An 18,613-nucleotide genomic window follows, 5' to 3' on the forward strand; every position below is an offset into this window, starting at 1 on the left:
CTTCATTAGCATTTAACCCAATAACCCATGAATGAACGAATAAATACCTCACTACACAGTATCAGCCTGATGCTGATGATAGCCCTAACCGTATGGTATTCCTTGACATCGTCGGTCAACTTCGCGTATATACTGACCATCATGATAGTGGCGTTGATCGCTATTGAAATCGTGAGTCTAATGGTCATTTCCAAGGTATATCCTGAAAGCCACACCTCGTTCAAAATCGGAATTATCGCCGCCCTTTGTATTTTACTGGGGGTCAAAACCATGTTGCCCTCGTTATTTGTTCCGCTTACATTGGCCGTGCTAGGCTTGAACTTTATGTATAACTTTTATTCTAACAACAAACGGAAACGTGGAGCCTACAAACGAAAAAAAGCAAAACGCATGAAACTATGAAGGATGCTGCCAATATACGGCACAGCTTTTGAGAATCTATTTTATCGGGCCATTTCGGACACCGGTGTCCGCAAAAGGTGGATTAAGTCAAAAGAATAATTATCCTGTCGATGAAGTCTTTGATTGCCTCAAGAGAAGTAGGTGTCTTCTTTCTGATCTGTATGTTCGGTTGGTTTTGTTTGTCCCACTCCCTGATTGCCCAGGAAAAGCTCAATCGGCTTGTAAAAGAACGGGAAATCCTCCATAAAGAATGGCAGGAGTCCGAAAGCCAAAAATCTGGAATTTTTGGAAACCGGACAAAAAAGGACATGATTACCACCCATGAATGGCTGTCCCGAATCATCGAAAAAGACAATCAGATAATGGCGGAACTGCAACTGCTCAAAGATGTAGAGACCGCTACAATTTCCCACGAGAAAGAGGACTATAAATACATTGCCCAAAAACAGCAAAATGACATTGACATCCTGAAACGGGTCCTGTCGGAAAAAGAACAGGAGCTTGAAAAGGCAAAAGCAGACCTGCTTACCAACGAACGGGCGGCCTTTCTGCTTTTTCTGACAACCCTACTAGCTGGATTTCTTTATGTCAAAGCCAAGCGAAAAACTAAAGGGCAGCAGGTACCCACTAGATCCCTTTGAGCTGGTTTCGCCAGGCATACACCAACATGGGCAACTGCGCATAGCTCTGCACTCCCGCTTTTACTCCTTGGGTTTTGAGGTAAAGATCGTTGGATTTTCTGCTCACTTCGGAAAAAAGTGGGGTAATGGAAAGGATGTTTCTACGGATGGAAGCAAGGTCGTTTACCACACCTACCGGTAGTGTCGCCGTAAAATCGCGGTAACTATCGGGATTGATCCTATACAGGTCATTCAACTGATATCGTAACAGCTTAAGTTGTCCGGAATATTTGAGCAGCATAGATTCGCTATTGGTGCAGATAACCCAAGCAATAAAGTTGGCCTCCCCTTCATCGGTGACTCCGTAGCTATGTGCCATTTCATGGGCGATGGTGAATGGCTTTTCCAAGGCATGTAAACTTGGATCGAGGTAACTCTCACCAGTAAAGGGGAAATAAATGCCATAAATACCCATGTGCCGCATAAATCCAGCAGGATAAAACTGGCGTGTTCTGGGCTTACCCGAATAATTCAAGCCCAAAAGATAGAGGTTCTCTCCTACCTCACGCCTTACCAATTCTTCCAGTTCCGGGTAGTCCACGGTCTCTTCGATGGCAGCAGTGTCCCTTCGAATATAGGGCCTGTACTGAGCGAGTAGGTTTCGGGTAAGCTCCATTTCCTCTACTAGTCGTGCTTCGTCTAACGGAACCGGCCGCAGGTCAAGCTGGGCAAAAATCGGCAAACGCTGATAGTTAAAACCCCAAAGCACCAAAAAGAAAAACACCAATAGGCCCAGTCCATTGCACATAGACCGAACTGTATACCAAGAACGATCTTTCCATCCCCGGTAACGACGGAAGAACAACCAAAAAAAATGGATAAGCACAGCCAATGCCGACGCTGCAAACAGGTAAACGGTAGGGAAAGGAAGGGTAGACAAGGTTGCGTCCAGGCTGTTTCGGATCACCGGAAAAATAGTCCTCGAGTACAGCTCTTCCGTACCTTCAGGAAAGCGTCCAGCCACGTAGCGTATCAATAGGGCAAAAACACCCAGTACACTCCAGGTCCAGTTTCCAGTCAGCCTTATCCCGACCCCTTCAGGCGGCGGAACATGCTGCATCACGCACTTGCAGCTTCTACGGCTTTGACTTCAGGAAGCATACGTGTCAAGAGGTTCTCTATACCGGCCTTGAGCGTAATGGTACTGGACGGACAGCCGGAGCAGGATCCCTGAAGCAACACCTTGACAGTGCCTTCATGAAAACTATGAAAGACGATGGCTCCCCCATCCTGCTCTACTGCTGGTCTGATATATTCATCCAAAATACCCTTTATCTTCTTTACCGTCTCGCTATCTGATTCGTCAAACAACGGATCTTCGTTGACTACTACTTGTACCGCTGCTTTGCCAGACTCCAAAAAGCCCTTGATATGGTTTCTGATAAAATCCTGTATATCTGACCACTCCACCGACTCGCTTTTGGTGACGGTCACAAAATTGGAAGCTATAAAAACGCGTTCAACCGCGGCGAAATTAAAGAGTTCCTTCGCCAATGGTGAACTATCGGTGCTCTCCGCGTTTGGATAATCATAGCTTAGGCCTTCGTCGGAGAGCATGAAATTGGCCACAAACTTCAGCGAATTTGGATTGGGATTGGCCTCCATGTACAGGTGTACGGGCCTTTTCTGTGCTTGCAACATGGTTTGATTGATTCTTTACCCATTTTTAACAGCAAAGCCGGCAATTAGTTCCTACTCGGAACAAATTTCCGGCCAGCTCAAAGATCAGCCCACGATTACTTTGCGGCGGCACCTAATTATTCAAGGGGATTTTCCAATTTCCCCATAAAAAGTATGGCTCCGCTGTGCTTCTCTTGGATGAAAAAGACAAAGGGCTTGTCCAATACGAGCGTCCAGGGCCCACTGGGCGGCATGCTGACACGCTCAATGATTTCGACGATCGTGGCTGCGGCAGCTTCCGTACCCTTCTCATCTACTTCAATAAGTGCTTCGTGGATCACCCTGCTTATTTTGAGTTGATCTGTTGGGTTTGAAAAAAGCTCAGTAAAATTATCCGGATGAAAATCAAATGGCTTTTCCAAACCCAAATCGACCAGATCTGCTGCCATATCGGGGATCTTGTAACTAAATTTGAATTTGGGCATTTTTAGTATCATGTTACGCTCCTGGCCCTGATTTCTCCATATGGTAAGGTTCTCCAAAGTGAGCCTTTCGGCCAAAGCCTCTGTATTTCCATCTTGCCCATACACTATCCCCATCGTGAATTGACCCGAACTGTAGGGGAGTTCAATGTAGCCGTACTCCGGTGTTGAAAAAACGTGGAAAGCAGCCGGCTCCCCTAAATCCATCATGTCCACCATCACTTCCCGGCCCGGCTGGGGAAAAAACCTTTCCTTTTTTGTGTTCGCTTTGGGAAAGTTATAGGTCCAGTCCCCTTTAAAATAGATGGCGTTGACCAGATACATCACCGCGTTTGCCGGAATATTGTCCAGCATGTCCTTGATCAAGTTATTGGTCTGCTGCGCTATCCAGTTGTTGATAATGTTGACCGAGTTGGGGTTGAGCATATCCAGAGGTGCTATTTCCGCTCCATAGTATTCCCGTGCGGCTTGTTTGAATGGCGGCTTGACTTGGTATCCCTCCCTATACCAGATTGCATTGGCTATGGCCAGTTTTACCTGAGGGTCCAATTGCAAAAGAAACGCGGTCAAATCTCTTGCCGCTTTATTAGCCGCATCCAAACTGATATCCTCCACCTCCAACAACCTTTTGAACTCTTCCAAAACCTCTCCTCTATTGCCATTCATGGTCATGGAAAGAGCCTGATGTACACTGTAAGGACTGATAAACAGGTTAGTGCCTTGATTACTCTTGGCAACCTGCCCAAACAGCTTCAACGCAAAAAGTGTGCTGGCGTCTGACAATTGCTGCTCATGAACCGCCAACTCCCGGATATTGGCAGTAACAGGGCCAACGAGCACATCCTCAACATCGTCTTGGGGAACACAGGACAACACGGCAATCAGTGAAATCAGAAGGAGTAGGCTGTAGGTTTTCATATGATTATAATTGTTGATCGGTAATAATAAGACGTAAATCATGTGGAAAACGCTACATGATCACACTGAATATTTTATAGGGATAAAACCAAAAGACACCAATCCCTAAAATCAACCCAATCAACCCCTTGCATAAACCCGGAAAGGGTCGTACTTTTTATCATCAAATAAGTGCTGCCCAAAACCCAGATAGCCATGAATCACCACCCTCCGCAAAGATCCACCATTGAGTTTGTTCAAAATGGCACCCTATCTACCAAGAAACGGGGACTATCCTTATTGCTTTCCCTATGCCTCTACCTTGTGTCTTTTGCATCTATCGCCCAAGGCCTCACCTTAGTCCATGAGGGCCGATCAAATTACCGAATCGTGCTGCCCCACCAGCCTGATGTGCAGGAGATCCAAGCCGCAAAAGTTCTTCAGGATTACCTGTTTCGGATTTCAGGCACACTACTCCCCCTGATGCACGACAACCATCCCTCCACAGATAGGGAGATACTTATAGGCCGCACCAACCGACCCGAATCGAAATCAATCGACTTCGCGACACTGGGGGAAGAAGGCCTTACCGTACGAACCGAGGCGCAGAAGCTCGTTCTAGCGGGAGGGCCGAAAAAGGGAGTAATCAATGCCGTCTATACGTTTTTGGAGGAGGAGTTGGGATGCAAAAAATACACTTCCCGGGTGACTCAGGTGCCAACTATGAAAACCATTCAGCTCGGCAGCATCAACCAAACGACTATCCCGGTATTTTCATTCCGGGACGTTTACTACCAAGATGTGTACGATACGGAATTTATGGATTGGCACGGGCTGCACTCCTTCGGTGGCAAGGGCTCTTCCCCCACCGAGTGGGGTTATTGGGTCCACACCTTTCACAACCTGCTGGATCCAGCGGAATACGGCGAATCAAACCCGGAATACTTTAGCTTTTACGATGGGCAGCGGCATGCCGGACTGATTCCCTCCTGGGATGGTTTCAGCGTGCAGCCGGAGTCACAATTGTGCCTCAGCAATCCGAAGGTATTGGATATCGTCTGTGCCAACTTGGCAAAGGCTATTGAAAAGAAGCCTGAAGCGCGCTACTGGTCGGTAAGCCAAAACGACAATGTGCGCTATTGCCAATGCGAGCACTGTGCCGCCTTGGACAAAAAATACGCCGCTTATTCCCCGGAGGAAAAAATGTACACCACCCACGGCAGCAAGTACCCTGCGCTGGGCATGGGATCCATGTTGTGGTTTGTCAATCAGGTGGCCGAACGCTTTCCTGACAAGACCATTTCCACCCTAGCCTACCAATACACCCGCGTACCGCCAAAGGACATTGTGCCCCGGGAAAACGTCAATATCATGCTTTGCAGCATTGAGAGCACGCGCAACGAGCCATTGGAGGGCGGAGATCCGGATTTTGCGAGCGATCTGATCGGTTGGGGAAAAATCACCGACAACATCTTGGTATGGGACTATAACATCCAGTTTTCCCACCTGCTGGCCCCGTTTCCGAACCTTTTCACTCTGCAGCCAAACATCCAGTTTCTCCGAGACAACCGGGTGAGCGCGGTATTTGCGCAGGGAAACATTCAACATGGCGGAGAATTCGCCGAACTCCGCGCCTACATGCTGTCCAAATTGCTTAAAAATCCGGATGTGAATATCCAGGCAGAAATGGATGGTTTTTTGTTGGCCTATTATGGACAGGCCGCAGGCCATATCAAGCAGTACATCAACCTACTGCATGACCACAACCAAGGATACCAGAACCGCAAACTCTCTATCTTCGGATCTCCCATTCAGGAGCAGGACAGCTTTTTGACGCCGGAACTGATCAACGCCTACGAAGCAATCTTCTCCAAAGCCAGCTATGCCGTCCGCCATGATCCTGTTTTGCTGGAACGTGTGACATCGGCAAAACTCCCCCTGATCTATGCCCGTTTGGAAATTGCCCGGGCAGTAGGCCGGGAGGCGTGGGAGTCGTTAGGGACAGAACAACAAGGCCATAGAGGACTTCCTGTCAACATCAGTGAATTCCTCTACGAATTGACCTATCATGCAATCAAAACAGGGGTAAGCCGGTATTCGGAATGGCATACCACGCCGCAGGAGTACATGGCAAAATACCCTGCTGAAAAAAAAGAATAAAAAACTCATCCATTTCTCAAAAAAGCCTGATTCCCTCGAAGGCTCGCTCCGAGGGAATCAGGAAAACATTTCTAATGGACCATGACGTCTGTGTCGGTCGAATTGAGATTAACTACGGGCTTTTCCGGATCCCGCGGTAATTCAGGATCCGCTGGATCGGGTGTGACTTGGGTAGGATCAGTTCCTCCCAAAGGTTCTTCTTCGGTGACGCAGGCTGCAAAAACGAGCAGGATCAGAAAATAGTAAACGAGTTATTTCATAAAATTTGGACTGTTAGATGCTATCCAGTTAAAAAAACCCACCAAAAAGCACTATCGCCAAAGACGCCAGCACTTGGGTGAGCAATCGGGCAAAAATGCCCTTTTTCCCCCAAAGCAAAATTTCCGTAGAAAAAGAATTGAATCTATTGAAAGCAATCAGCAACTATTCCCCTTGCTCAAATTTCTGGATCGGGGGTCAAGGGGTTGGAAGCCCGGATCATGCCATCAGGAAGTTCCCCTTCGGTAGAGGCTACTACCGTGCAGACCATCGCGTCACCGGTGACATTTACTACCGTACGAAACATGTCTATGATCCGATCCGGAGCCAAAATCAGCGCGATACCCGCTGCGGGAACGCTGATGGACTCCAGTACAATGATGAGCATGATAAGCCCTGCCCCTGGTACACCCGCCGTGCCGATAGAAGCCAGCGTGGCAGTAAGCACTATCATCAGCTGCTGCGTGAGCGTCAGGTCCATTCCTAGAGCCTGAGCGATAAAAACAGAAGCTACTCCTTGGTACAGACTGGTCCCATCCATGTTGATCGTGGCTCCCAAAGGCAGCACAAAGCTGCTTACCTCCTCAGAGACACCCAGCTCCTTCTCTACCTGTCGCATGGTAACGGGTAGGGTAGCCGAACTGGAGCTCGTGGAAAAGGCCAATAGTTGCGCTGGTCGCAACGCCTTGAAAAAATCCATGTACTTCACCTTGGTAAAAGCCATCAGTATCAACGGATAGGTCAACATAATCATCACGAGGAGCCCTCCAATTACTACCAAGCTGTATTTTAACAGTGCCAAAAGCAATGCAACCGCTGAGTCCGGATTGTCTCCGGTAATTTCCACAATTAGCGACGCCATCAGGGCAAAAACCCCATAGGGTGCAATCATCATGATAAACCCTACGATCTGAATGATCACGTCGTTCATCCCGTCAAAAAAGGCAATTACCGGCTTGGCCTTGCTCTTTGGTATTTTCAGAAGTGCTATCCCAACAATAATGGCGAAAAACACCACTTGCAACATACTCCCGTTATTGGTTGTTGCCAAGAAAACATTTTCCGGAACCATATCGACAAAGGGCTGTAGCGGACTTTGTTGCTTCAGGGATTCCGCAGCGCTGGTTTTTGTACCCACACTCTCGTCATACAGTGCCATCAGGTTATCCCGAGTGTCCACCGGCAAACTTTTACCTGGCTTAAAAAGGTTTACCAACAGCAGGCCCAGCGTCACGGATAGCACTGTGGTAATCATATAGGCCGTGATGGTTTTACCACCAATTCTCCCCAGCTTAGTAACATCTCCGAGGTTGGACACTCCCACAATCAATGATGCCAGTACCAAAGGCACGGCTATCATCTTTAGGGAATTGATAAAAACCGTCCCAATAGGCTTGATGTAGTTGATGACAAAGTCCGGTGAAATGCCGAATTTGACGATGATGAGGCCCAGGACAAGTCCTAAAACCAACCCTAGGATGATCTGGGTGTGCAGCGGTAGCCTTTTTTTCATAAATCAGTGGTTAGTGGTGGTATAGTCTATAGTTTGCTGAGTCGGTTGAGCAGTAGAAAATCGGCCAAAACCAAGGCACACATCGCCTCCACAATGGGTACGGCCCTTGGAACCACACAGGGGTCATGCCTTCCCTTTCCAGAAACGACTGTGCTTTCCCCAGCCTCGTTTACACTTTCTTGGTCCTGCATGATGGTAGCAACGGGTTTAAAGGCAACCCGGAAATAAATATCCTCGCCATTGGAGATGCCACCTTGAATTCCGCCTGAATGGTTGGTGCGGGTACGAATGCGATCCCCTTCCTTGTAAAACGCATCATTGTGTTCGGAACCCCTCATCTGCACACCTTCAAATCCGCTACCGTATTCAAAGCCCTTGACGGCGTTAATGCTCAACATGGCGTGACCCAGTGCTGCATGCAGGCGGTCAAATACCGGTTCTCCCAAACCTGGGGGTACGCCGGCTGCCACGCATGAAACCACGCCACCCACTGTGTCGCGATCTTTTCTGATCTCATCGATGTAGGCAATCATTTTTTCGGCCAGCTCCGGATCTGGGCATCGAACGATGTTCCTTTCCGTCAAAGTTAAATCCAACTCAGAATAGTGCTTCTCGAGCTTGATAGGTCCTGCTTGGCTAACATAAGCCTGAACGGTTACGCCAAAACTACGCAGCATCAACTTTGCCACAGCACCCGCTGCCACGCGGGCGGCAGTTTCCCTCGCGCTGCTTCTTCCCCCACCTCGGTAGTCACGCACGCCAAACTTGTGATGATAGGTATAGTCTGCGTGGGAAGGTCTAAACTTATCGGCTATATGCGAATAGTCCTTGCTCTTCTGGTCGGTATTCAGGATAACGATCGAAATGGGTGTACCCGTGCTTTTCCCTTCAAACACTCCTGAAAGTATCTGAAATTCGTCTTCCTCCTTCCGCTGGGTAGTTATTTTGGATTGGCCGGGCTTGCGCCGCTGCATCTCCGAGCGGATAAAGTCCTCGTCAATTTCTACCCCCGCAGGACAGCCATCTATTATTACTCCGAGGCCCTTACCATGGGATTCGCCAAACGTGGTGATGGCAAAGACTCTGCCAAATGTATTTCGCATGAATTATTGTTTCTTAACTATTAGAAAACCCAGCAACACCACTGCCCCTAAGAGCAATAGGTTGATAGCAACCGAAAAATAGTACTTATATTTTTGGTTTAAAAGGGTATTGTCTTCCACATCGATCAAATCGTAAATCCCCCCTAATCGGGAGGTGGAGATCGCTTGGTTGATCTTGCTGTCACCGATCACATTAACTGTCAGAGTTGGGCGCAAGGTATCATACTTTTCCAAGGAGGGATTGAAATAAATCCACTCAAAGTGATCGGATAGGGCTACCTCCTCGGCCTCATTGAGGGTGATGAAATACCCAAACTCCTTCATTCCCGTGATCCTTCCCCTATTCTTGTTCACCTGAATGCGTTCGCTCGGGTCGAAGGAGTTGAGCTTTTGGGCATTTCGTTTTCTGGGGGCACGAATAGAACTGATATTCCCCTCTCCGGTGATACCAAAGGTGTAGGTGAAGCCCTCCCCTGTTGCCACTTGATCGCTGCTTACGCTCTCCCTCAACTGGTAGTTACCCACGCTCACTTCATTTCGCAGGGGATGTGGAGGTAGCGGCTTCACATTTACCTGCCTTGCCTGTGAATAGAATGTCTTGAAATCCTGCAGTCGGTTGCTGCCAAAAAAGCTTGGATTGCGGGCTACACGGTACTTGATCATTTCCCAGCCCACGGAAGGAAAATCGATCACCCCGCTATTGAACGGGAAAAAAGTGGCTTGGTAAATCTTAAACCGGGTCCAGTTCTTTCCGTTGATCTCCACCTTATCGGGCTGTATGCTCGTTATGTTGAAGTTTTCTTCCCACGCATTGGCAGGTTTGATCTGATTGATGATTTTTTCCAACTGCTTGCCCGCATCGTGAAAATTAAAAAGAGCCTGATTGTCTTCGGAAAAGAAAAAAGCGAGGGTAACGTTCACTCCCTCTCCCACATAGACTTCATTTTTATCCAATGACAGGGAGAAAAATGCCTCGTCATCCACCTCTACGTACTCCGGTTCTTCCCTGCCCCCTCCAAAAAAATCATCAAAGGGATCAATGGCACGGCTACGCCCACCCGCACTAGCACGGGCATCCACCACGCTGATTGTCTTCCCTGCTGCCGACACATTCCTGCCATTTACCGAAATACTAAACCCATTCAAGGTAAATTGCCCCTTACGAATAGGCTTATAGTACTGGATCAGACTGTTGGAGCTGCTCATCTGCCCATTGATGATGTTCATGGAAGAACTCTGGGACACCCCCTGCTTTTGAAAGCCGGGAATCTCAGGAAGGGGGTCATAGGATCGAATTTTTTCCTCGGAAACCGTAATCTTAATGGTAAAGGTCTCGTTCAGTGCAACTTCATCCGGCCCCAGTTCTATCTTTACCTCCTGGGCCGTTGCGGTCAACAAACTTATCGGGAAAAGAAACAAGAAAAGGCAGCTGAATTTCGTTATAGGCATGTGAAACACGTTCAGAATCAGATTTACAAATAAACGAGTATATTTTAAACGTAACAAATGTATTTTACCTAACGTAAACAACCTTAATATTATTTAACCTTTACGAACCCAATTAAACGATAAGACCATGATAGAGTATGTTAAGACCATTTTGCTCAAGGTGAGTTTTGACAAAATGCTTTTCGAGAAGGAGTTGCGCAAAGGACTAAACCTACTAGTGCCTTCGGAATTTGATGAATTCAGGGAATGGTGTTACCGAACCTTTTCCAAAGTCTACGGCCCTGTCTTGAATAAGTATTTCGTCGTACTAGCCGGATAATTTATCAGATGCCCCCAAATCATCCTGGGGGCTTTTCTCCTGCATAAATTTTACGTTCCGCATCAAGCCATCCCATTTTGTGCGCTTCAAGGCCGATTGTTTGAATACCCTCCCGAACGTATCCCGGGTCATCTCTTCCCAATCCTTCTTTCCGAACTCCTTCAACAAGGGATGGAGCAAAAACTCCTGCTCGCCATGCGGCGAAGCAAAACGGTTCCAAGGGCAAACATCCTGACAGATGTCGCAGCCAAAAATCCAGTTTTCAAATTTCCCTTTCACCGCCGTCGGCAGTTCTTCTTTCAGTTCGATGGTATAGTAGGAGATGCAGCGGGAACCGTCTACCACTCCAGCTTCCACAATGGCTTCGGTCGGGCAGGCATCAATGCAGCGGGTGCATGTACCGCAGTAATCCTTGACCATAGGGTCATCAGGTGCCAAGGGAAGATCAATAATCAGCTCGGCCAAGAAGAAGAAACTCCCCATTTGCCGGTTTAGCAGGAGGCTGTTTTTCCCAAGCCAGCCCAATCCGCTGCGTTGCGCCCATTGCCGTTCCATCACAGGCGCACTATCAACGAACGCACGTCCATCGACTTCGCCTATTTCCGTGCAGAGAGACTCTAAGAAACCCCTAAGCTTCTCCTTAATTACGAAGTGATAATCATTGCCATAGGCATACTTGGCAATCTTGTAATCCTCCTCTCCTTCAGGCAGTCTCTCCTCCGGAAAATAATTGTAGATCAAGCTCACAACGGATTTAGCTCCCTCTACCAGCCTGGTCGGGTCTAGCCGCTTGTCAAAATGGTTGGCCATATAGCCCATCTGCCCGTGGTAGTTTCGGGAGAGCCATGCCTCCAACTTGGGGGCTTCCTCCTCCAGAAAACCGGCCTCTGCGATGCCACAAAAATCAAACCCCAGCCTTTTGGCGGTTTGTTTGACGATTGCTGCATGCTGTTCGGGAAGGGCCATGCGTGTAGGATTGCGAAGCTAGCGTGGATCAGCCAAAGAGGCTGCCGGTACTGGCGCCGGCATCGGGGTTCAGATTAAGGTGCTTGTAAGCTAAGGGGGTGGCTTCCCGTCCCCTCGCGGTACGTTTCAGGTAGCCCTCCTGAATCAAAAAGGGCTCATATACTTCTTCTATGGTCTCGGCCTCCTCTCCACATGCCGTAGCGATGGTGGTGATGCCCACCGGCCCTCCTTTAAATTTATGGATGATGGTGGAAAGTATACGGTTGTCCATCTCATCGAGGCCGTTTTCGTCTACATCCAAGGCCGCAAGCGCTACCTTGGCGATGGCCAGGTCAATGGTACCATTCCCCTTGATTTCGGCAAAATCACGGGTTCGTCGTAGCAGCATATTGGCGATTCGGGGCGTACCACGGCTCCTCCTTGCAATCTCAAAGGCCGCTGGCTCGTGGATGGGAGTTCCCAATATCCCCGCCGATCGCATAACGATATCGGTCAAAAGTTTGGCATCGTAATACTCTAGGCGGGCGTTGATCCCAAAGCGGGCCCTAAGCGGAGAAGTCAGCAACCCGGACCGGGTAGTGGCACCGATCAGGGTAAAGGGGTGAAGGGAAATCTGAACCGACCGGGCATTGGGTCCCGAATCCAGCATAATATCAATGCGGAAATCCTCCATGGCTGAATACAGGTATTCCTCCACGATGGGATTGAGCCGATGGATTTCGTCTATAAAGAGTACGTCCCCTTCATCCAGATTGGTCAGCAATCCTGCCAGGTCGGAGGGCTTGTCCAGCACCGGTCCTGAGGTGATCTTCAAGCTGGATCCCAGCTCATTGGCTATGATGTGGCTCAACGTCGTTTTGCCCAAGCCTGGAGGGCCGTGCAACAACACATGATCCAGGGATTCGGCGCGTTTTCTGGCAGCCAACACGTAGATTTTGATATTTTCCACAATCTTCTTCTGACCCGTGAAATCGTCAAAGCTCAGGGGACGTAAGGCTTTTTCAATTTCCTTGTCCGATGAGCTCAGGTGTTCGTCGTCTCCTCGCAAATAATCTTCTCTCATAAATGCTTCATGCTGCGCAACTACAAATATACTAATTTTGGGCGCAGACCGGTGTAAATATCAAGCTCGTATGCAGAACAGACCCCTATCGCATGGAAAACAGATCTTTCAGCTCCGTATTGCTGAGATTTCCGATCCAGTTTTCTCCCGTGGATACGGTCATTTCCGCCAAGGCCTTTTTGGACTGAATCATGTCGTTGATACGCTCCTCGAAGGTGTTTTTGGTGATAAAACGGTGCACCATTACGTTCTTCTTTTGGCCGATCCGAAATGCACGATCCGTTGCTTGCGCCTCCACGGCCGGGTTCCACCACAGGTCATAATGGATCACATGGTTGGCAGCTGTCAGGTTAAGTCCCGTGCCGGCCGCCTTTAAGGAAAGGATGAAGATCTTGTCGGCCGGGTTGGTTTGGAAATTCTGCACCATCTCGTTCCGCTGCTTGAGGGAACAGCCTCCGTGGTAGAACAGCGGACTTTCTCCATACCGCTCGGAAATAAAATACTCCAATAGATTGCCCATTTCCTTGAACTGGGTAAAAATCAGCACTTTTTCCCCGCTCTCAATTATTCCGTCCAACTTATCAAACAGTAAATCCAGCTTGCCACTGAGCGTCGCATCCATTCGATTGTTTTTCAGAAACTGCGTGGGGTGGTTACATATCTGCTTTAATGCCAAAATCATCTGAAGTACCAGCCCCTGCCGCACAAAAAGATCTTTGCTGTTTGCCGTGTCAATGGCCTCAATGGCCATCAGTGCCTCTTCGAGGGTTTTCTCGTACAAACTGGCCTGCTCTTTGGCCAAAACGGCAAAGGCATCCATCTCAATCTTGTCAGGAAGGTCGTCAATGATCCGTTTGTCGGTCTTCAAACGCCGCATCATAAAGGGTGCGGATATGCGCTTTAGCTTTTCGGCCACTTCCCGATCGTTGTAGGTCTCTATGGGCGTGCCGAACGTTTCCTTGAATTGCTTCACGTTTCCCAAAAACCCCCGGTTGCTATAATCCATGATGCTCCATAACTCACTCAGCCGATTCTCCACCGGAGTGCCGCTCATAGCGATAAAATTGTCTGCCTTAATGCTTTTGACAGCCTTGGTCTGGGCGGTTTCCTGGTTTTTGATGTTTTGGGCCTCATCAATGACAACCACCTGCCAGGGCAGCTTCTTGAGCTTGGACGTATCAGATCGGGCGATGCCGTAGGAAGTTAGCATCACATCGTATTCATCTGGAAGGCTCCTACCCGCACCGTGAAACAACGCGGTAGACAAGGTGGGCGCAAATTTCTCGATCTCCGCTTGCCAATTTGTCAGCAATCCCGTGGGAGCGACCACCAACGCCTTCTTTTTATCCAATAGCCCCTCCTCCTTGAACTTAAGCAAGGTTGCTATCACCTGAAGGGTTTTTCCCAAGCCCATATCGTCGGCGATGACAGATCCAAAACCGATCTTGGCGTTGCGGTACATCCAGGAGAAACCCCTTTGTTGATAGGGCCGCAAGGTTGCCCGAATACCGCTTGGCAGCGGAATATCCTTCACCTCCGTTAGTTCGCGGATCAGCCCCATTACTTCCTCATCCAGTGTCACGGCGGCCCCTTGGTACTCGCCACTCAGGGCGGTACGCAGTAGTTCGAATGAACTGAGCCCACCATCCGAGGTGAAGTGCCGATGCAGCTTTTCGAGGTCCTCCTTACCCACATAGATATACTTGGACTTATACTTGATCAATCCATCTGATTGCCGAAGCAACTTCTTAAACTCGTCTTCGCTCATCACCGTGTCACCTATAGCCACCTGCCATTCAAAATCAAGCAACTGATCCAGTCGCAAATAGGATTTGCCGGGCTTTGCCTTTACCTTGACGCTGGGCTTGGGCTTAAGGATTTGCTGGAGTGATTTGGGCAATAGAATGGCAATGTCCAGCAAACGGATCACCGGAATCATCCGGAGCAAAAAAGGCGTGAACGCATCCATATCCATCAGGATGGCCTCTTTCCCGTTGGAGTTGATGAACTGCTCTAATCCAGGAACGAAATCGCTGAGGGTAGCCATGGTCTGCAATACTTCCATGCGCGCTTCCACAAACCGATCTGTGCTGAGAATATCCCGAAGCGAAATGTAGGCCTCTTCTTCCTGTTGTACATTCGCTAAGTTGATGTCTACCTGAAACCGATCGTTTAGCTCCTCCGTGACCACCAATTGTGGGCGTATGTTGCCTTGCGTCAAATAGAACTTCTGAAGCCAGGTATGGATCCCTCCCGAAAGTGCCCCCTCCCCCGGTCCTTGAAAGGCGTACTCGTCAGCCTTGAAAAACAACCTAAAAAAGAGGTCCGCTCCTGCATCCGAGGAAAGGACCGCGACCAATTCCGTGATGAAAACAGCCAGTAAATTGGAAGAAACGTCCTTTTCAATGACCTTCTCCGATTTGGGAGTCTGCCACCAAAAGATATCGGGGGGCAGTATCAAGCCCAGCTTTTCGACCAACGCCCTCACTTCCTTGCTGATCAAGGCAGGAAGCCAGCGGATGGCGTACTGCTTCGATGGCTTCATTACAATCTGAGGAACAATCGCACCATTGGCCGTAAGGTGCAGGGCAAGCTGAAATAGGCTATGCAATGCCGCCGTAGAAGGCTGGTAATCCAGCAGCTTATGGGCCGGCAACCTACTGATCTCCATCATAAAGTCCCGTACCGAGAAGGCTGCGTCGTTTACCCGCACCGAAGCCTTAAAATCCTCGTCGATCGAAACACAGTTTGTACTGTGGGTTCCCAATTTACGGGACTCGTTCTCTGCCTGCCTAATGGCATCAGACAACGTCGATTTTCCCTGCAAAATTCGCTGACCGTTCCGAACAAAGCGGCTTACCGCTTGGGAGTATTTTTCCTTAAAATCCCCGGAACCGGGATAAAACACCGGTCGCTCCGATAGCAGGGAAAACAGGGGTTCGTGAAGAGGGGTAAGTTTGGAAAATGAAAGCTTCTGGTAAGCATCTTTCGGATCAAAGGCCGCCTTTTCGGCTTTATTTTTTGGTTTCCCTTTTTCGAAATACAGATCAAGCAGCGTAGGTATATGGGAGGCTTTGGAATGCACAAATAGGCCCAGCTTGTTCAGCTCCTGAATCAAATCTACCCGATGTAGCTCAAACACCAAAAAGGGATTGTTGTCTATCTCAGCGCTCAACTTGTAGATCACCGACGCCAAATGTTTGCAGGGCACCGCCCAATCTGGACAACTGCACTGCATTTTGAAGTCTGTCCATTGATTGGGAAAAACCTTCAATCCGGCCCGTTCAGCCATCTCCAAAAGGGAGGAATCCAGTTCACGGTTTAGCAGTTTGGAAATAATCAGCGGCTTTTCAATAATCGCTTTCAAGAAAACCCCAAGCTCAGGGTCAAAAAACGGAGGGAGGATGATGTCCACTTTGTAGGGGGATGGCCTACTTCCGGAAACCTTGGCTTTTATCTGGTTGCCATCGATTTTGATCTGCTGTACGGCCCCTTTGCGGGCATAGGTGGCGCCACGGGGCAGGCGATTGCTGTAATCGATGTTATTCAATGCCTGCAGCCATTGCTGACCCCACCAGGTCTTTCCAAATTGTTCCGCCATAACGTTTCTTTGCGCTAAAATAATGGAAATAATCTCAAAAAAAAGGCTGTACCGCCTACCATTCACCACTTTCAAGCCAGTGAATACCAAAATAGGATTTAAACTATCTCTTTCTTATTTTCACATTTTGGCAAGTTCCAGCCCGTACGACCTAAAACGTTAGACCTATGAACCCTATCTACCTTATTGCCCTATTCATTTCCCTTACCAGCTACGCGGCAGTTGCCCAAGAAGGCAGCAAAGAGCGCATCAACCTATACAGCAAGGCCCTGGAGGGCAACCTCATCGGCGATCCTGCCGAGCGAGAGGTAACGGTCTACCTCCCACCTTCCTATAATTCGAACCCGGATCGCCGATACCCCGTGCTCTACATGCTACACGGATTCACCGACACCGATTCCCAATGGTTCGGTTGGGAAGACCACTGGATCAACCTACAGACCGTCATCGAGCAGTCCCTCGCCGACGGCCTTTCCAAAGAAATGATCGTGGTAATGCCCAACGCCTATAACCGCTTCAAAGGAAGCATGTATGCCAGTTCGGCCACCATAGGCGATTGGGAAACTTTTGTCACCAAGGAATTGGTCAAGCATATTGATGACAATTACCGTACCCTTGCCAATAAAAACAGTCGTGGACTGGCTGGCCACTCCATGGGAGGGTATGGCACCCTACGCTTGGGCATGAAATACCCGGATGTGTATGCGGCCATTTATGCCCTTAGTCCCTGCTGCATGGATGGCGGGGCCAATACCAATGCGGAATTGATGACCAGGTTGGAAGCCTTTACCCCGGAGCAACTGGACGGGGCAAACTTCTTCGAGATTGCTGCTTTCGCCACCTCTGCCGCTTTTGCCCCTAATCCCCAGAATCCACCTTTGTACCTGGATCTGCCTGCAAAAAATGGTAAACCACGCCAGGATGTGATCAACAAGATCATCGCCAACCGAACATTGAACTATGTAGATCAGTACATCCTAAACCTCAAAAAGCTAAAGGCTATTGCACTGGATGCAGGGCTTCAGGACCGAGGTATTAGCGAGGCGACCAAGAAACTGCATGAGATCCTGGAATCATACCAAATCCCGCATTTCTACGAGAGCTATGAAGGGGATCACCTTAACCGGATTGCGGAACGGATTCAAACCAAAGTGCTTCCCTTTTTCTCTGACAACCTCATGTTCCAAAATACCCTCTCTGAAATCATCGAAAATGGTGGCACCGGAGATTTCCCTGCCGTTATGACCTCCGAATCCACTCTTCCTACCCATACGGTATTCAAACCTCAGGATCTGACAAAGTTTGGACAAAATCATAAGCTCCCCATCATTGCCTGGGGTAATGGTGCCTGCTTCGATTCACCATTTGAGCATGTCAATTTCCTGAATGAAGTCGCCTCCCATGGGTTTTTGGTGGTGGCTATAGGCAATATGCCCAAGCAAACCGACGTCCGGTCCAAATCCCATAAATTACTGGATGCAATTGATTGGGCCATTGCTCAAAATGCAGATCCAACTAGCCCCTACTACCAAAAACTGGATACGGAAAAAATCGCAGTAAGTGGCATGTCCTGTGGCGGACTACAGACACTTGAGGTGGCAGGAGACCCACGGATCACCACCGTCGGCGTATTCAACAGCGGGGTACTGCCCAATCCAGGTGGTGGAATGCCGGGCATGCCCCAAGTGACCAAAAACCAGCTGAAAAACATCAAAGTCCCTACGCTGTATCTGCTAGGGGGCGAGTCTGATATAGCCTATGACAACGGCATGGATGATTTCAATCGTATCAACCAGGTTCCCATCTTTGTCGGAAACCTCGATGTAGGCCATGGCGGCACCTATGCCCAACCCTTTGGAGGCGATTTTGCACGCGTCGCTACCCAATGGTACAAGTGGCAGCTGAAAGGGGACAAGGAGGCAGGGAATTATTTCACAGGAAAAAACCCTGGAATTTCTGAATTAACCGGTTGGAAGTGGGATAAGAAGAATATGGATTAATCTTTTTTTACCTATTAGTGTCTATTTCAAGCTATTTCAATATATTTCCCCTTACCCATGGGGGTAAACACCTTTTCGGTTTTCTTTAGTACAAAGCAAA

The 18,613-nt window shown here is 48.8% G+C and carries 14 protein-coding genes; 5 read left to right on the plus strand and 9 right to left on the minus strand.

Features of this window, described 5'->3' with window-relative positions; genetic code table 11:
* Window positions 1-27: 27 nt before the first annotated feature.
* Window positions 28-402 (plus strand): hypothetical protein, encoded by a 375-nt coding sequence (locus ADIS_RS03435; RefSeq protein WP_035804504.1) that lies wholly within the window; start codon window positions 28-30, stop codon window positions 400-402.
* Window positions 403-512: 110 nt separating this feature from the next.
* On the plus strand, window positions 513-1,043 hold the full coding sequence (locus ADIS_RS03440; protein WP_010852925.1) for a coiled-coil domain-containing protein: 531 nt from the start codon (window positions 513-515) through the stop codon (window positions 1,041-1,043).
* On the opposite strand, the gene ADIS_RS03445 is transcribed toward ADIS_RS03440, so the two are convergent.
* The 3 genes from ADIS_RS03445 to ADIS_RS03455 all read right to left on the minus strand — a co-directional run bounded on the left by ADIS_RS03445 (window position 1,030) and on the right by ADIS_RS03455 (window position 4,102).
* Window positions 1,030-2,142 (minus strand): DUF3810 domain-containing protein, encoded by a 1,113-nt coding sequence (locus ADIS_RS03445; RefSeq protein WP_010852926.1) that lies wholly within the window; start codon window positions 2,140-2,142, stop codon window positions 1,030-1,032. The genes ADIS_RS03440 and ADIS_RS03445 overlap by 14 nt on opposite strands.
* Window positions 2,142-2,723: a NifU family protein gene (locus ADIS_RS03450; protein WP_010852927.1), complete on the minus strand. Its 582-nt coding sequence runs from the start codon at window positions 2,721-2,723 to the stop codon at window positions 2,142-2,144. Before ADIS_RS03450 ends, ADIS_RS03445 begins: the two co-directional genes overlap by 1 nt.
* Before the next feature lie 116 nt (window positions 2,724-2,839).
* Entirely contained in the window at window positions 2,840-4,102 is a 1,263-nt protein-coding gene (locus ADIS_RS03455; RefSeq protein WP_010852928.1) for a serpin family protein, read from the minus strand.
* 195 nt (window positions 4,103-4,297) lie between these two features.
* On the opposite strand from ADIS_RS03455, the gene ADIS_RS03460 reads away from it, so the two are divergent.
* Window positions 4,298-6,241, plus strand: coding sequence for a DUF4838 domain-containing protein (locus ADIS_RS03460; RefSeq protein WP_010852930.1), 1,944 nt, complete (start codon window positions 4,298-4,300; stop codon window positions 6,239-6,241).
* A gap of 436 nt (window positions 6,242-6,677) precedes the next feature.
* Here ADIS_RS03460 and ADIS_RS03465 read toward each other — a convergent pair whose 3' ends face one another.
* Genes ADIS_RS03465 through ADIS_RS03475 form a run of 3 tightly spaced genes read right to left on the minus strand, consistent with a single transcriptional unit; the run spans window position 6,678 to window position 10,564 of the window.
* Complete coding sequence (locus tag ADIS_RS03465; protein ID WP_010852933.1) at window positions 6,678-8,012, minus strand: dicarboxylate/amino acid:cation symporter; 1,335 nt, start codon at window positions 8,010-8,012, stop codon at window positions 6,678-6,680.
* Between the two features lie 26 nt (window positions 8,013-8,038).
* Window positions 8,039-9,115, minus strand: coding sequence for a chorismate synthase (aroC, locus tag ADIS_RS03470; protein ID WP_010852934.1), 1,077 nt, complete (start codon window positions 9,113-9,115; stop codon window positions 8,039-8,041).
* A gap of 3 nt (window positions 9,116-9,118) precedes the next feature.
* Window positions 9,119-10,564, minus strand: a complete 1,446-nt coding sequence (locus ADIS_RS03475) for a BatD family protein (RefSeq protein WP_035804506.1) — start codon at window positions 10,562-10,564, stop codon at window positions 9,119-9,121.
* A gap of 127 nt (window positions 10,565-10,691) precedes the next feature.
* Here ADIS_RS03475 and ADIS_RS03480 point away from each other — a divergent pair, with 127 nt between their 5' ends.
* Window positions 10,692-10,883, plus strand: a complete 192-nt coding sequence (locus ADIS_RS03480) for a hypothetical protein (protein ID WP_010852936.1) — start codon at window positions 10,692-10,694, stop codon at window positions 10,881-10,883.
* On the opposite strand, the gene queG is transcribed toward ADIS_RS03480, so the two are convergent.
* From queG to ADIS_RS03495, 3 genes are all read right to left on the minus strand, one after another.
* Complete coding sequence (queG, locus tag ADIS_RS03485) at window positions 10,872-11,849, minus strand: tRNA epoxyqueuosine(34) reductase QueG (RefSeq protein WP_010852937.1); 978 nt, start codon at window positions 11,847-11,849, stop codon at window positions 10,872-10,874. The two genes, ADIS_RS03480 and queG, sit on opposite strands and share 12 nt — an antisense overlap.
* 28 nt (window positions 11,850-11,877) lie before the next feature.
* Complete coding sequence (gene ruvB, locus ADIS_RS03490; RefSeq protein ID WP_010852938.1) at window positions 11,878-12,912, minus strand: Holliday junction branch migration DNA helicase RuvB; 1,035 nt, start codon at window positions 12,910-12,912, stop codon at window positions 11,878-11,880.
* 85 nt (window positions 12,913-12,997) lie between these two features.
* Window positions 12,998-16,513, minus strand: a complete 3,516-nt coding sequence (locus ADIS_RS03495; protein WP_035804539.1) for a DEAD/DEAH box helicase — start codon at window positions 16,511-16,513, stop codon at window positions 12,998-13,000.
* A gap of 167 nt (window positions 16,514-16,680) precedes the next feature.
* Between ADIS_RS03495 and ADIS_RS03500 the strand changes: the two genes are divergently transcribed.
* Window positions 16,681-18,513, plus strand: coding sequence for an alpha/beta hydrolase-fold protein (locus ADIS_RS03500; RefSeq protein ID WP_010852940.1), 1,833 nt, complete (start codon window positions 16,681-16,683; stop codon window positions 18,511-18,513).
* Window positions 18,514-18,613 lie beyond the last annotated feature (100 nt).

Origin of the sequence: Lunatimonas lonarensis, from assembly GCF_000390185.1 — a bacterium.
Lineage (GTDB): Bacteria > Bacteroidota > Bacteroidia > Cytophagales > Cyclobacteriaceae > Lunatimonas > Lunatimonas lonarensis.

What these genes read in the sequence shown, in the direction of transcription:
- ruvB (WP_010852938.1), bottom strand. Translation starts at nt 12,912, where the DNA reads ATGAGAGAAGATTATTTGCGAGGAGACGACGAACACCTGAGCTCATCG.
- ADIS_RS03445 (WP_010852926.1), bottom strand. Translation starts at nt 2,142, where the DNA reads ATGCAGCATGTTCCGCCGCCTGAAGGGGTCGGGATAAGGCTGACTGGA.
- ADIS_RS03475 (WP_035804506.1), bottom strand. Translation starts at nt 10,564, where the DNA reads ATGCCTATAACGAAATTCAGCTGCCTTTTCTTGTTTCTTTTCCCGATA.
- ADIS_RS03435 (WP_035804504.1), top strand. Translation starts at nt 28, where the DNA reads ATGAATGAACGAATAAATACCTCACTACACAGTATCAGCCTGATGCTG.
- ADIS_RS03460 (WP_010852930.1), top strand. Translation starts at nt 4,298, where the DNA reads ATGAATCACCACCCTCCGCAAAGATCCACCATTGAGTTTGTTCAAAAT.
- ADIS_RS03480 (WP_010852936.1), top strand. Translation starts at nt 10,692, where the DNA reads ATGATAGAGTATGTTAAGACCATTTTGCTCAAGGTGAGTTTTGACAAA.
- aroC (WP_010852934.1), bottom strand. Translation starts at nt 9,115, where the DNA reads ATGCGAAATACATTTGGCAGAGTCTTTGCCATCACCACGTTTGGCGAA.
- ADIS_RS03450 (WP_010852927.1), bottom strand. Translation starts at nt 2,723, where the DNA reads ATGTTGCAAGCACAGAAAAGGCCCGTACACCTGTACATGGAGGCCAAT.
- ADIS_RS03465 (WP_010852933.1), bottom strand. Translation starts at nt 8,012, where the DNA reads ATGAAAAAAAGGCTACCGCTGCACACCCAGATCATCCTAGGGTTGGTT.
- ADIS_RS03440 (WP_010852925.1), top strand. Translation starts at nt 513, where the DNA reads ATGAAGTCTTTGATTGCCTCAAGAGAAGTAGGTGTCTTCTTTCTGATC.
- queG (WP_010852937.1), bottom strand. Translation starts at nt 11,849, where the DNA reads ATGGCCCTTCCCGAACAGCATGCAGCAATCGTCAAACAAACCGCCAAA.
- ADIS_RS03500 (WP_010852940.1), top strand. Translation starts at nt 16,681, where the DNA reads ATGAACCCTATCTACCTTATTGCCCTATTCATTTCCCTTACCAGCTAC.
- ADIS_RS03495 (WP_035804539.1), bottom strand. Translation starts at nt 16,513, where the DNA reads ATGGCGGAACAATTTGGAAAGACCTGGTGGGGTCAGCAATGGCTGCAG.
- ADIS_RS03455 (WP_010852928.1), bottom strand. Translation starts at nt 4,102, where the DNA reads ATGAAAACCTACAGCCTACTCCTTCTGATTTCACTGATTGCCGTGTTG.